Here is a 14,194-nt window from a genome sequence, read left to right as displayed (position 1 = left end):
TTGCTTCTCCTACGCTCTTTCAATTCTACACAGACCACCTTTTGTCTCAGGAATTTGAGTAACAATATCATAACCATAGTTAGTTACAGTATTTGCACTTTCACCTGATGCAAAAGGTTTTGTACCATCTGGGAAGTTATGAGTATAATCAACACCTTCCATAACACCTGCAAAGTGGAATGGTAAGAATACTCTATCTTCTGATACACTAAATGAATATTTAGCTTTAACTTTAATCTTAGTTCCTTGAGGTGAATGAATCCACATCATAGAACCATCTCTAATACCATGTCTTCCTGCTAAATCTGGATGAATATCACAGAACATTTCTGGTGTTAATTTAGCTAAATACTTACTTGCTCTATTTTCAATTCCAGCACCGTTCATATTTACAAGTCTTCCTGTAACTAAGTTAATAGGGAAGTCTTTTGCCCAGTCTGATGCAGTCTGTTCAGAAACATATCTAGTATCAACTCTATAATGATTCTTTTTATCTGCAAATGATGGATATTTCTTAACTAAATCTGTTCTTGGAGAGTGCAATGGCTCTCTATGTAAAGGAATTGGGTCTGCAAATGTCCAAACTTTTGCTCTTGCTCTTGCATTTCCATAAGGAGCAATTCCTTTTTCCATACATTTTTGGGCAATTATATTTGAAGTATCAACTTTCCAGTTTTTACCAATTCTTTTCTTTTCATCTTCTGTTAATTTAATACCAAGCACTTCTTCAATGTTATCTCTAGTGATTTCTGGGTAACCATTTGGATTTGCCGAATTTTTAGGTGCTGAACCTTTTCCTGCAAGTAAATCTTGTCCATCATGCTCAAGTCCAAATCTATTTCTGAACCCCATACCACCTTCTTTAACACTTCTATTGATGTTATATAATAAAGGAGAACCACAATGATCTTCTGTCCAACAAGGCCATGGTAAACCATAGTACTCACCAGTCATTTCACCGTATCCTCTCATAGATACTTCATCAAACATGTGCCAATTTTTTTGGTGTTTTTTAAGTCTTGCTGCTGTCCAACCTGTAAGACCAATTGTTTTAATTGTTCTTGCGATTTCATCAGTAGCATCTTCTGGCCATTTATAATCTTTTTTGTTTTCTTTAACTTTCATACCTGCTGTTAATTCATCATAGAATCCAAGTCTTTTAGCTAATTCAAACATAATTTCTTGGTCAGGTTTAGACTCATACATTGGCTCAATGATTTTATCTCTCCATTGTGCTGATCTATTTGTAGCAGTTACTGAACCACTAGTCTCAAATTGAGTTGCACCTGGTAAAATATAAACATCATCTTGCTTATCTGTAATAATTGCACCTTCATTTACAAAAGGATCAACAAATACTGCTAAATCTAAATTGTCTAAAGCTTCTTTTACTTTTACTTGTTGTGAAGTTGATGTAACACCATTTGCCATAACAAATAAAGCTTTTAAATTTGTACCTGCATTATGAATAGCATCTTCTCCTGGCTTACCACCAAGAACTCCAGCCCACCATCTAGCAAGTGTGAAACCTTTTTTATTCATCCATGAAGGATCTTTAAATCTACCTTTTAACCATTCATAATCTACATTCCACATTTTTGCGAAATATTTCCATGAACCATCACTTAAACCATAATAACCTGGTAATGTATGAGATAAACAACACATATCTGTTGCACCTTGTACATTATCATGACCTCTTAAGATGTTTGTTCCACCACCTTCTCTACCCATGTTTCCAAGAGCAAGTTGAACGATTGGAGCAATTCTTGTATTTGATGAACCATTATTATGTTGAGTTAATCCCATAGCCCAAACAAGTGTACCTGGTGTATTTTGTGCATAATGCTTAGTAATTTGTACAATTAAATCAGCTTTTACACCTGTAACATCAGCAACTCTTTCAATTGGCCAGTTTTTAGCCTCTTTTTTGATATCTTCCATACCGTAAACTCTATCTTTAATAAAGTTTTCGTCATGCCAACCATTTTCAAAAATGATATTTAACATTCCATACATAAATGGAATATCAGTACCTGGTCTAATTTGTGCAAAATAATCTGCTTTTGCAGCAGTTTTTGTATATCTTGGATCTACAACTATTATTTTTGTATTATTTCTTTCTTTAGCTTTTAAGAAATGTTGGAATCCTACTGGGTGATTAACCGCTGGATTTGCTCCAAAAATAATGATCGCCTTAGAGTTTTGAATATCCCCTAAAGAATTTGTCATAGCACCATAACCCCATGTGTTTGCCACCCCGGCAACTGTTGAGCTATGTCAAATTCTAGCTTGGTGATCTATATTATTAGTTCCAAACATTGCAGCGAATTTTCTAAAATAATACGATTGTTCTGTATTAAATTTCGCTGATCCTAAAAACATTGTTGAATCTGGCCCATCTGTTTTTCTTAAAGATTCAAGCTTTTTAGCAATATTATCTAAAGCTTCATCCCAAGAAATTCTTTGCCATTTTCCACCTCTTTTTACCATTGGGTGCTTAAGTCTAACTTCTGACCTAACCATATCAATCATATCGGCACCTTTACAACAGTGACCTCCAAGTGATACAGGATGATCAGTAGCAACTTCTTGTCTTACCCAAACACCGTTTTGCACTTCTGCCATAACACCACAACCAACTGAACAAGCTGTACAGATAGATTTAACCATCTTTGAACCAGGGAATGGATTTTTAATCTCTTCCTCAGTAGCTTTTCTTGTAGCTGTAGTACTAGCAAAAGATGATGTTACTCCAAATGCAGTAGCAACGGCAGCCATTTTCATAAATGACCTTCTACCTACTTTTGCATTCAAAGATTCATACGTATTTGCTGACATACGACTCTCCTACTATTTTGAATTATTATTTTGCGTTCTTGTAATACTCTTCCCAAGTCGCAGTTTTTCTGTAAAGAATCTCTTTTTTTCTAGAAGACCCTTTTACAACACCATTATTTGTATCATCTTGACGTGATGAATTACCAGTAGCAGCCAATACGCTAGTTCCAGCAGCAACTGCTGCACCAGCTGTAACAATTGCAGTTTTTTTAGCGAATTCTCTTCTGCTTTGTTCCATGACTGACCTCCTTATAGAAATTAAGCCCCTTGAAATAAGAGACTTTATAAAAAAAGATTAAAGCTTTCTTTATAAAATCCCTTAGTAAAAGGAAACCTTTTACTAAATATCCTCTTCTACATCATAAGCAATATCTGTAGGTCTTTGTTCTTTTTTAGGACCCATTGCTCTTAATGCTCTGTTTCTTTCTCTTCTTTGTCTTTCTTCTTCTGAAATTTCTTCTACTTCACAAGTTTCAACTTTTTCTATTTTTTCTTTTGGTATAGGTTTTGAAACTTCAAGGTAAAGTCTTTCAAATTCAACAAAAGAATGAAGAACAATCATAAGCTCTTTATATATTACAGCATTATCATGTTCATATAATTCTTTTGCGAACTCATCAATAAATTCATTTAAAATTTGAGCAAAGATACAATGTACTGTATTTTCATACTCTTTTTCACCTTGTGATATTAAATCTGTAAGTTCAGACATTAAAGTAAAAATGAACCCTACAGAATCTTCATATTCGTGAAACTTTTTTTCATCTCTTCTTAATTTTGTTTTAGCAACAAAATTAATCATTTCAACTCTTTTTTTACCTGATTCCACACCTTCATCATAAAAAGAAGCTGTTGTTCTTATTTTTTTACTTGTGGGATTATGAAAAATATCGTCAAATTCTTGTAATAAAGGAATATTTGAACTTCTATCTAACAAGTCTTCTATTTTTGCTAAAGCATCTCCTGATGTTTTATCTAAAGGATTTTGTCTTAAAATATAAATTAAACTTGTTAACTCTAAATAATTTTCAATACTTTCAGGTGGAACAAAAAAGTTTGCAAAAAGATTGTAATATAATGCTCTTGCTTTGTTTACTGCTTGATTATCTTGCATTTGCCATTCCTTGTTTTTTTTGATCATAATAATTTTGCATCATGATTTTTGGTTTACAATCTGCACAGCAATATAAAGATCTCTCTTTAACAGGATCACTAGCAAAAATTGGTCCCATCATAGAAGCAATTTTTTCAACAGATTTTTTTGTAGCGAACTCTTTTCCACATTCAACACATGCAAAAAGTTCATCTTGTGCTAGAATATTTTCTTTAAACCACATTGGTTGAAGTTTGATTACATCTCGTTCTATCTCTAAACAGTCACTTTCAGGACATGATACTTCACAGTATCCACATGACGTACATAAAGAAGGATTTATTCTTAAAGTATTATCTCTTGCATCTGCTTGAAGAGCATCTACATTACAAGCTCCAACACATACTAAACATAATGTACATTTATCTTCATTTACTTTTACAAGTCCATAATGAATATGCTCACCTGTTTGAACTTCACCTAAATCATCTTCCCCAACTAACTTTTGTAGTCTATGTGAGAATATTTCTCTTTTTTTAAGTCCTTCTTGATTGAAATTAAAATGAGAGTTTTCAATAAATGTCACTTCTTCTAAAGCAGCTTTTAATTCTTCTTCATCCATTGCTACTATAATTGCATCTTTTCCATATTTTTTTTGATAAATATCATTTACAATTCTAATAGCATCACCTGAACCTTTAGAAATAAAATCTGTATAAAATACAAGTTGAGAACCTGAAATTTGTGCTAGTGTTAAAAATGCTGTTTCATCTAAAAACTTTTCACCTTCAATAGCATAAGGTAAAACACCCTCTTTTAACTCTATTTCTAAATCTTTTATATTCATTTTTTGAGGTGTTATTAAAGGATGAGTATCAGCAAAAAAACTACTCATTTCAAACATTGAGTCTCTATTTGAAGGAGCATAATCAAGTGCCCCGCTAGGACAAACTGAAATACAACCTCCACATCCATGACAATCTATTTGAGAAAATGTTAAAACTTTTGTTGTATCATCTTTTATAATAGCAACACTAGGACAAACTTCTTCACATTTTGAACAGATAACTTCTCTTCTTTCATTGTATTGACAGATTGTTTTATCATAAGTTGTAAATTTTTTGTATGAGTATGAATTGATATTTTCTTTTAATTGAGAGATTACTTCTTCTTCACTAGATTCTTTTGGGTCAAAGCATCCACTTTGTTTAATTCCTTCTTGTTTAGCATCATACCAAACAATTTGTGAAACATTTAAAGTTACATCTTTACCTTCATCATCAACAACTACTGTTAAATTTCCTATATGGCCTTCAATTGACTTAATTATGTTTTCTTGTACAAAAAATAATTCAAAGTCATCAGGCTTAATACAGGCTACAAATCTTTCGTAATCTTCTTTATCATTAGCAACAAGTAATAATTGCTTTGAAACTTCTTGTGAGTAAGATATATCTTGAGCAAAATCATATTTGTTGGCAGCTATTTCATATAATTTATAAACATTTTCAATTTGCACTGCCATTGAGTCTTTAGTATTTTTAATATAAAAATCTATTTCATCTGCACTTACCTCTGCATCAACTTCAGAAGAGTTTGAAATTAAAAAACTTTCTTCTTTTATTTCATCTAAGTTAGTTGATACTAATATCTCTTCGCTAACAGGGAAATCTAAACCCTTTGGGTTATAGTAAATAAATTCTTGCATAACCTATGCCCTTCCATTAATGGTAAAATATATTTTACCTAATTTTATTAACATATTTTTAAATATAGCTTAAATATTAAACTTTATTTTACCAATTTTTTTTAAGGTGTTACTATTAAGCACTTAGCAAATTTAAGATACAATTTTTTTATTGTCTATAATTATATTAAAGCTGTATTTTCTACATATTTTTGTAAACTAAACTATGATTAAAAGATTACCTATACTCGCATTTATTTTTATAATTATTTATGTTTATTTTAAAGATGATATTTTTCCTAACAAAACTATCAAAGTTGGAATATCCTTACCCAAAACAGGGGTCATCAAAGCTTGGGGAAATTCAGTAGAGAAAGGTGCTACTGCATATTTAAACTATGCTAATGAAACAAATATACTAAGAGATAAAAAAATACAACTTATTATGTATGATGATAAGTATGAACCTGAATTAACTATTGAAAATGTTAATAGATTAATATTTGATAACAATGTTTATGCACTATTTGGTTTTGTAGGAACACCAACAGTTAAAAATGTCTTACCATTAATTAAAGAACAAGATATTCCTTTTTTTGCTGCTTTTTCAGGTGCTTCTTTTTTAAGGAATGATAAAAATGAGAATATCATAAACTTTAGAAGTTCATACAAACAAGAAATAGAGAAAATAGTAAGTTACTTACATGAAGAGAAAAAACTTGATAGAATTGCAGTTTTTTATCAAAATGATGATTATGGAGAAGAAGGCTATATATCTTTACTTGAATCTTTAGAGAAAAGAAAACTTCCTTTAGTTGCTGAGGGTTCTTATAAAAGAAATACTCTTTCAATAAATCATGCTTTTAATGAAATTAAACATGCAAATCCCCAAGCAATAATTATGGTTGGTGCATATAAAACAAATGCTTTATTTATAAAAAAAGCTAGACAAAATAAAAATTTAAAAGATTTAGTTTTTTGTAATATCTCTTTTGGAGATGCAAATGCTATGATTAACAATATTAAAGAACTAAATATTGATACTGAAAACTTGATTTTTTCTCAAATTGTACCAAACTATACAAATATTAAAATACCTATTATTCAAGAATATCAAGCCTTAATGAAAAAATATTATCCTAAAGAGAAATTAGGATTTATATCTCTTGAAGCCTTTATGGCAACAAAAATTTTAGTAAATGCAATTTCAAGGATAAAAGGTGATATAACAAGAGAAAAATTAATTTTAATGTTAAAAAATACACCTAAAGATTTGTTAAAAGGTTTGAATATAAACTATAAGAATACTCAACTTTTTAATAAAACTTATTTGTTTGAATATAAAAATAATAAATTTAAAGAAATAAAATGGTAATTAAAAAATTAAAAAAAATAATTTCATACTTTGATAACCTAAGTTTTAAATATAAAACTTCATTTTTAGTATTTATTATAGCAGGAGGAATGATTTGTATTGTCTTATTATCACAAATATCTACATTTACTATCAAACAAGATTTTGATGTACTTTTTGATAAAAGAACAAAAAGTTTAATAAAACTTGAGAACATAAAAGATACATACAATGTAAATATTCAAGATACGATAAAAGATTTAGAAAATGAAGAACTTACAATAAGTCAAGCACAAGATGTATTACTTTTAGCACAACAACTTATAAATAAAAACTGGAATTCATATAAAAAAGAACTAGAAAATAAAGATGATAGATTTTATATAATCTCTTTTATAAAAAAGTTTTTTACTAGTGATGAAAACTATTTTGAAAATAAAGTTTTAAAACAAAATATAATGAAAAACATTGATAAAAAAATGTTTAAGATCAAATACTATTTAAGTTACATGATACAAAATAAAATTGACTATGATTATGCGAACTTAAACCTTGAAATTAATGCCATTTCAATTTATATAACTAGTTTAATTAATTATGATTTATCGTTAGCTATAAATGAGAAAAGAAACACACAAAAGATTTTTAATATAATTATGATTCTTTCAATTATTTCTATTATTTTGGTATTTTTGTTTTCAATTGTTTTATCAGTTTATATTATCAATAACTTCAAGATTTTACATAATTCATTAGAGCAAAAAGTAGAAGAAAAAACCAAAGAGCTTACAGAATTAAATGCTTATTTAGAAATAAAAATTTCAAAAGAAGTAGCGCAAAATAGGAAAAAAGATATTATTATGTTTCAACAAGCAAGACTAGCAAGTTTAGGAGAAATGTTAAATAATATTGCTCACCAATGGAGACAACCTTTAGGTTCTATTACTATGATAGTTCAAAGTTTTCAAACAAAAATGTTACATGGAAAATTAACAGATAAATTTGTAGATGAAAAAGTACAAGATGCTTTACTTTTAGCAAATAATATGTCACAAACCCTAGATGACTTTAAAAACTTTTTTAGTCCTAATAAACAGAAAAGTACTTTTGAAATAAAAGATTGTTTAGATCACTCAATTGAGCTTTCTAAATACTCTTTAGAGAAGCAAAATATAAAAATAAAACTAGAAATTAAACAAAATGTAAAATTAAATACTTTCTATAATGAACTATCTCATGTTTTTTTAAATATCATTTCAAATTCAAAAGATGCTTTATGTAACATATCCAATAAAGATGATAGAATCATAAAAATCATTGTAAATAAATATAAACACAGTGTTGTTGTAAATCTAATAGATAATGGTGGAGGAATCAATGAAGAGATTGTTTCTAAAATTTTTGAACCTTACTATACAACTAAATATAAAAGTGCAGGTACAGGGATAGGTTTATATATGTCAAAACAAATAATAGAAAAACACATGAATGGTTCAATCTCTTATAAAAATATTGTACATAAAATAAAACCTGATAGTAATGAAAACTTTAAGTGTTCATTGTTTACAATAAAAATTCCAATTACTAACAACAAAGAGGCTACAAATGAATAATAGAGATTTAAATATCTTACAACAATTTAATATCTTATATTTGGAAGATGATGTAAACCTTTTAAAACATACAAAAGATGTTTTAGAGGATTTTGTTAATAATATCTATGCTGTGAAAACATCAAATGAAGCGATGGATGTACTATTAAATAAAAAGGTTGATGTTATAATTTCTGATATTTTACTTGAAGATGAAAATGGAATAGACTTTTTAAAGCATATAAAACAAAAAGATATAAATATTCCTACGATTTTAACAACTGCACACACTGATACAAAATATTTACTAGATGCAATAAAACTAAAAGTAGAAAACTATATAATTAAACCTATAAATATAAAAGAGCTATTAAATAGTTTACATGATGTACTACTACCTATAGTACAGCAAAAAGAAATTCAAAAAAACTCAAATGTAATTAGAACTATTTCTGCCATAACTGATAGTAAACAAGTTGATATAGTAAAATTTATTATAAATAATCTAGATAATCAAAATCTATTTACAGCCTCATATAGTGATATTATGGAAGAAGTTTCTATATCAAAACCTACATTGATTAAACTTTTTAAAGAATTAGCAGAAAAGAATATTTTAGTAAAAGTACAACATAAAACTTATAGATTTAATGAAGCAGCGTTAAAGAATATTTAATGCAAAAATACAATTTAGAAAATACCTATGTCATTTCAGATGTGCATGGGTGCTATAATACCCTAATGGCTCTACTACAAAAACTTCCTAAGAATGCAAACTTAATATTTTTAGGAGATTTATGTGATAGAGGACTTTATTCAAAAGAAGTAATAGAATTTGTAAAAAGTAATAATTATCCTTGTATTTTAGGAAACCATGACTTTTATCTTTTAGATAATATTGAAGCTTGTCTAAATGGTGCTTTGGTTAGATGGAATGTAAAATCATACATGGGTGGTATTGAAACCATTGAAAACTATAAAAAAGATTTATCTTTACTCTCTTCTCATATTGATTGGTTAAAAACTTTACCTCAATATCTAATCATAGAAAAATATTTTATTACCCATGCTTTTTGTATGCCTTATTTTAAAAGAAGAGATGATAAAACAAAAAGTCATGCTATGATGGTAAATAGATTAACAGATGAAAAAGAGTGGATTTGGGATTGGGAAAAAGATTGGCAAAGTTACGATTATATAAATATATATGGTCATGAATCATCAAAACATGTCATAAAAAAGCACAACTACATTTGTATTGATACAGCTTGTGTTTATGGAGGGAAATTAACTGCATTAAATCTTGCTACATTAGATATAATACAACAAGATTTAATAAAAAAAGATGTTTTACTTTAGGTCACATCCACAACCAATAAGTTTTTCATCTGCTCTTAAATAATCTCTTACTTTTTTTGATATCAAATCAATAGAAATATTTAAAAGTGCTGTAAAAAATAAAAGTATTACAACCTTATCAAGTCTAATATCTGCAATTGCTGAATCAATAAAAAATCCTAGTGTAGCTATTCCTAAAATACCTAGAATAGCTGACTCTCTCATAATAACTTCCCATCTATAAAAAAGAAAAGCTAAAAAAGAACTATAAAGCTTTGGTAACACTTCATAAGTATATAAATTTAGATGAGTTGATTTGTCTAAGACATATTGCATTTCGTTTGATTGTTTTCCAATAATAAAAGCTATAATCGCTCCATTATGAAGCATAAGAGCTAAGACTGCTGGAAGCATAGAAGCTCCAAATATTGATAAAAATAAAAAAGCTAAAAGATACTCAGGAGTTGATCTTAAAACTACTAAAAGTATATGTGAAAAAAACCTTCCTGTTTTACCTACAAACTTATAAGAGATTAAAGGAAACAAAACCAAAGCTAAAATTGCAGTTGCTACAAGTGAAATTTGAGTTAAAACTACAGTATTAAAGATTCCTGGAACTATTTCATTTATAAATATTTTGTAAAACCAGTTAAGCCCTTCTACAAAAGTAGAATCATTTTTAATTGGACTTGGAATAATATCACTTGTAAAAAATCTTATAAAATTATCATAAGAAAAAGATGATATAGACATAGGCATTTTAAAAATCGAAAATACAAAAAGAGGTATGATTGTGTATTTATTAAACCAGTATTTAATAGTAGCTATTAAAATGTAAAAGATGATAAGCATTAACCATACTTCATTGTAATAACCTTGATTAAAAGATGAACTTAAGTAGTAACCCAAAGTAGTAATCCCAACAAAACCTAAAATAGCAGAAGATTTCATAGCACATTCAAATCTATATAAAGTATAAGAGATTAAATGTGGCATTGCATTTGGAAGCTTTGTATAAAAAAATAAACACACTTTTGATACTTTACTTGAAATAGTTCTTTTATCAAAACTATCATACTCTTCAAGTATTTCAAAATAAACCTTAGCAAGAATAGCACTATATGGTAAAACTATGGCTAAAACTGCAGTAAGAGTATTGAAGCCAAATATTTGTAAAAAAATCAATGCCCAAAATATCTCATGTATAGCTCTAATATAAGATAATACAACTCTTACAAATAAAAACTTGAAATAAAAACTTAAAATAAAACCTATAATTGCAGATAAAACAATAGAAATAGTCGCAATATAAATAGTCTGTAAAGAAGCATCTATAAGTAAATCAATCGATGAAAAACTCATATCTTTTATGGCAAAAATAAATTTTGAAAACTCCAAAAAAGGCTCATAAGCACTTATTTCTAAATCAGCAAAAAATAAAGAGATTATAAAAATACCAAGGAAAATAAGACTTACCCTTAGTTCTTTTGAGATATTAGCTAGCAACATAATATAATTTTTTTGTGTCTTCACTATTTATATCACAAGATAGTTTATCAAGAATAATTTTTCCATTTTTAATCCCAATAACTCTGTCAAATGATTCAATGGCAATTTTTACATCATGAATTGCACAAATTATAGTTTCAAAAGATTTATGAAGTAAAGCTATTGATTTTTTACAGATATATTCATCCAAAGCTGAAATAGGTTCATCAGCAAGTAATACTTTCTTTTGAGAATAAATAGATTTAGCAATAGCTACTCTTTGTTTTTGTCCACCTGATAAATTTAAAGACTTAGTTAAAAGCTTATCCTCTGTTTCAAGCTCTTTCAAAATCTTAACAATTTCATCCATATTTTGTTTAAAAGGTCTTATTAGATTTATAAGATTATAAATAGTTGATTTTTGTTCTAATCTTGCTGTATAGATATTGTGATATGCACTTAGATTATGTACAAGTCCTAAATCTTGTGGCAAATAAGAAACCTCATCACTTTTTAGTTCATATAGTCTTTTTAGAAGGGTTGATTTCCCACTCCCACTCTTACCAAGAAGGGCTATTTTTTCGCCCTTCTTTACTGATAAGTTTATAGAATCTAAAACTTTTTTATTCTCATAAGAGATTGTTTCATTTTCTAAATTGAAAATCATTAGTCGATTAACCCAATTTGTCTTGCTGTTTTTAATACTGGCTCAAAATCTTTATTTTCAGCTTTGATAAAACTAGCTCTTGGAAATGCACTTAAAATAGTTTTATCTTCTAACTTGATTAAAGCGTCTTGAACTTTTTTTGTAAATCCAGCTCCATAGTTTTTATCAACATCTGCTCTGATTGTAAAGTTATAATCAGGATATGCAGGAGTTTTATAAATAACTTTTACTTTTGAAGTATCAATATTACCAGCTTTTAGCTCTCTATCCCATACTTTAAAGTTTACAGCACCTACTTCATAAGCACCATTTTGAACTAATGAAATAGTTTTAGAGTGATTTCCTGAAAAACCAACTTTTTTAAACACATCTTTTGGTGCTTTATTAAAAGTCTCTCTAATAAAATACTCTGGCATTAATCTTCCAGAAGTTGAACCTTTTGAACCAAAAGTGAAAGTTTTACCAGCAATATCTTTGCTTAAGTTATCAGATTTTTCTAAACCTGTACTTTTATGAGCTATAATATAAGAGTGGAAATTTGGATCTTCAACACCTTGTGCGATTGCTTGTGAATCTTTTACTAAAAGTCTAGCTTTTACACCTGATAAACCACCAAACCATGCTAATTGAACTTGATTATTTCTAAAAGCTGCGATTGAAGCTGCATAAGATTTAACTGGAACAAATTTTACATCAACATTAAGTTCTTTACTTAAATATGTTGCTAACTTAGAGAATCTCTCTTTTAGCTTTGTTTCATCCTGATCAGGAATAGCTGTAAATGTAAATGTTTGTGAGAATACTGTAGTTGCTAATAGTGCAACCGAAACAAGAATTTTTTTCATAAAAAAACCTCAAATATTTGAAGCATTAATGAAGAAATAAAGATAGAAAATTATACTTTATGTCCAACCTAAACCTTAGGTCTATATGCTAATTTATGTCGAAATACTATAATATCTTGTATAAAATAAAACTTAATATAACACATAAAAGTAAAATTTTCTTTACTTTTTAAGCTTTTTAAAAATGAAAAATCTGTATTATAAAAGATATAAATTATAGTAGAATACTATCTTAATATAAGGAGTTTTATGAACAATGAATATAAATTAACCAAGTTCGTTAAAGCTGCTGGTTGAGCTGCAAAGATGGGTCCGGGGGATCTTAAACAAACAATTTGTGACTTAAAACCAAATGACAGCAGAATTTTAGTGGGCTTTGATACAAGTGAAGACGCTAGTGTATACCAAATAAATGATGAACAAGCTATAGTACAAACTCTAGATTTTATTACTCCTGTGATTGATGACCCTTATGTTTATGGACAGATTGCAGCTGCTAATTCTTTATCAGATGTATTTGCTATGGGAGCAGAAGTCAAAACTGCTTTAAATATAGTAGGATTTGATAAAGCTAATCTATCTTATGAAGCTTTAGGAGAGATTCTAAATGGTGGAAATGAGAAGATTAAAGAGTGTGGTGGACTTTTACTAGGTGGTCATACTATTGAATCACCTGAGATGTATTATGGACTTTCTGTTACAGGTATGATACATCCAAATGAAATAGTAAGAAACAATACAGGAAAAATTGGTGATGTTTTAGTTCTTACAAAACCAATAGGAATGGGTATTTTAACAACAGCTATTAAAAGAGATTTATTAGAACCTGCACTTATTAGAAAATGTGCAGATATTATGGCAAGTTTAAACTACTTACCTTCAAAAATAATGAAGAAATATAGAGTAAGTTCTTGTACTGATATTACTGGTTTTGGACTTTTAGGTCATGCTTTAGAGTCTGTAAATGAAACTACATCATTTATGATAGAGTGCTCAAACGTACCTGTGGTTGAAGAAGCTATTGCTTTAGCAAATGATGGAGTTGTTCCAGGTGGTACAAAGAAAAACATGAAATACTTAGAAGATAAAGTATCTTACATGAGTGGTTTATCACAACACTGTAAAACCCTACTTTGTGACGCACAAACATCAGGTGGTTTACTAATAGCAATGCCAAAAGAAGACGCAGTTGAGTATATAAAAGAGCTTGAAGAGTTAAGCTTTGGTTATGCTTCAATTATTGGGGAAGTTATTCCTAAAGGTGTTAAAGATATTATAGTTCACTAACT

Annotated in this window: 12 protein-coding genes; 5 read left to right on the top strand and 7 right to left on the bottom strand. The window is 28.5% G+C overall.

The annotated features are described in order from the left end of the window. Window positions 1-9: 9 nt before the first annotated feature. The 4 genes from ACH5BH_RS13170 to ACH5BH_RS13155 all read right to left on the bottom strand — a co-directional run bounded on the left by ACH5BH_RS13170 (window position 10) and on the right by ACH5BH_RS13155 (window position 5,642). Window positions 10-2,841: a formate dehydrogenase subunit alpha gene (locus ACH5BH_RS13170; RefSeq protein ID WP_404308200.1), complete on the bottom strand. Its 2,832-nt coding sequence runs from the start codon at window positions 2,839-2,841 to the stop codon at window positions 10-12. Between the two features lie 25 nt (window positions 2,842-2,866). Further along, window positions 2,867-3,079, bottom strand: a complete 213-nt coding sequence (locus tag ACH5BH_RS13165) for a Tat pathway signal protein (protein ID WP_404308202.1) — start codon at window positions 3,077-3,079, stop codon at window positions 2,867-2,869. A gap of 102 nt (window positions 3,080-3,181) precedes the next feature. Continuing rightward, window positions 3,182-3,955 carry a TorD/DmsD family molecular chaperone gene (locus tag ACH5BH_RS13160; protein WP_404308204.1) on the bottom strand — a complete coding sequence of 258 codons (774 nt, stop codon included), beginning with the start codon at window positions 3,953-3,955 and terminating at the stop codon, window positions 3,182-3,184. After that, entirely contained in the window at window positions 3,945-5,642 is a 1,698-nt protein-coding gene (locus ACH5BH_RS13155) for a 4Fe-4S binding protein (RefSeq protein ID WP_423298682.1), read from the bottom strand. Before ACH5BH_RS13155 ends, ACH5BH_RS13160 begins: the two co-directional genes overlap by 11 nt. A gap of 205 nt (window positions 5,643-5,847) precedes the next feature. Here ACH5BH_RS13155 and ACH5BH_RS13150 point away from each other — a divergent pair, with 205 nt between their 5' ends. From ACH5BH_RS13150 to ACH5BH_RS13135, 4 genes are read left to right on the top strand one after another with little or no spacing between them, the layout of a single operon-like run. Beyond that, complete coding sequence (locus tag ACH5BH_RS13150) at window positions 5,848-6,996, top strand: ABC transporter substrate-binding protein (RefSeq protein ID WP_404308208.1); 1,149 nt, start codon at window positions 5,848-5,850, stop codon at window positions 6,994-6,996. Beyond that, complete coding sequence (locus ACH5BH_RS13145; protein ID WP_423298681.1) at window positions 6,990-8,588, top strand: sensor histidine kinase; 1,599 nt, start codon at window positions 6,990-6,992, stop codon at window positions 8,586-8,588. Before ACH5BH_RS13150 ends, ACH5BH_RS13145 begins: the two co-directional genes overlap by 7 nt. Continuing rightward, on the top strand, window positions 8,581-9,243 hold the full coding sequence (locus tag ACH5BH_RS13140; protein ID WP_423298680.1) for a response regulator: 663 nt from the start codon (window positions 8,581-8,583) through the stop codon (window positions 9,241-9,243). Before ACH5BH_RS13145 ends, ACH5BH_RS13140 begins: the two co-directional genes overlap by 8 nt. Next, entirely contained in the window at window positions 9,243-9,926 is a 684-nt protein-coding gene (locus tag ACH5BH_RS13135) for a metallophosphoesterase (RefSeq protein ID WP_404308214.1), read from the top strand. Before ACH5BH_RS13140 ends, ACH5BH_RS13135 begins: the two co-directional genes overlap by 1 nt. Here ACH5BH_RS13135 and ACH5BH_RS13130 read toward each other — a convergent pair. Genes ACH5BH_RS13130 through ACH5BH_RS13120 form a run of 3 tightly spaced genes read right to left on the bottom strand, consistent with a single transcriptional unit; the run spans window position 9,918 to window position 12,905 of the window. Further along, entirely contained in the window at window positions 9,918-11,414 is a 1,497-nt protein-coding gene (locus ACH5BH_RS13130) for a PhnE/PtxC family ABC transporter permease (protein WP_423298679.1), read from the bottom strand. The genes ACH5BH_RS13135 and ACH5BH_RS13130 overlap by 9 nt on opposite strands. Then, window positions 11,401-12,060 (bottom strand): ATP-binding cassette domain-containing protein, encoded by a 660-nt coding sequence (locus ACH5BH_RS13125; protein WP_404308218.1) that lies wholly within the window; start codon window positions 12,058-12,060, stop codon window positions 11,401-11,403. Before ACH5BH_RS13125 ends, ACH5BH_RS13130 begins: the two co-directional genes overlap by 14 nt. Beyond that, window positions 12,060-12,905, bottom strand: a complete 846-nt coding sequence (locus ACH5BH_RS13120) for a putative selenate ABC transporter substrate-binding protein (protein ID WP_404308220.1) — start codon at window positions 12,903-12,905, stop codon at window positions 12,060-12,062. The genes ACH5BH_RS13125 and ACH5BH_RS13120 overlap by 1 nt, the downstream gene beginning before the upstream one ends. A 249-nt stretch (window positions 12,906-13,154) precedes the next feature. Here ACH5BH_RS13120 and selD point away from each other — a divergent pair, with 249 nt between their 5' ends. Continuing rightward, window positions 13,155-14,192 carry a selenide, water dikinase SelD gene (selD, locus tag ACH5BH_RS13115; protein ID WP_404308222.1) on the top strand — a complete coding sequence of 346 codons (1,038 nt, stop codon included), beginning with the start codon at window positions 13,155-13,157 and terminating at the stop codon, window positions 14,190-14,192. The last annotated feature ends 2 nt before the right edge of the window (window positions 14,193-14,194 follow it).

The organism is Arcobacter rhizosphaerae, assembly GCF_049472155.1.
GTDB lineage: Bacteria > Campylobacterota > Campylobacteria > Campylobacterales > Arcobacteraceae > Arcobacter_B.
This window is presented reverse-complemented; position numbering and strand designations above follow the sequence as displayed.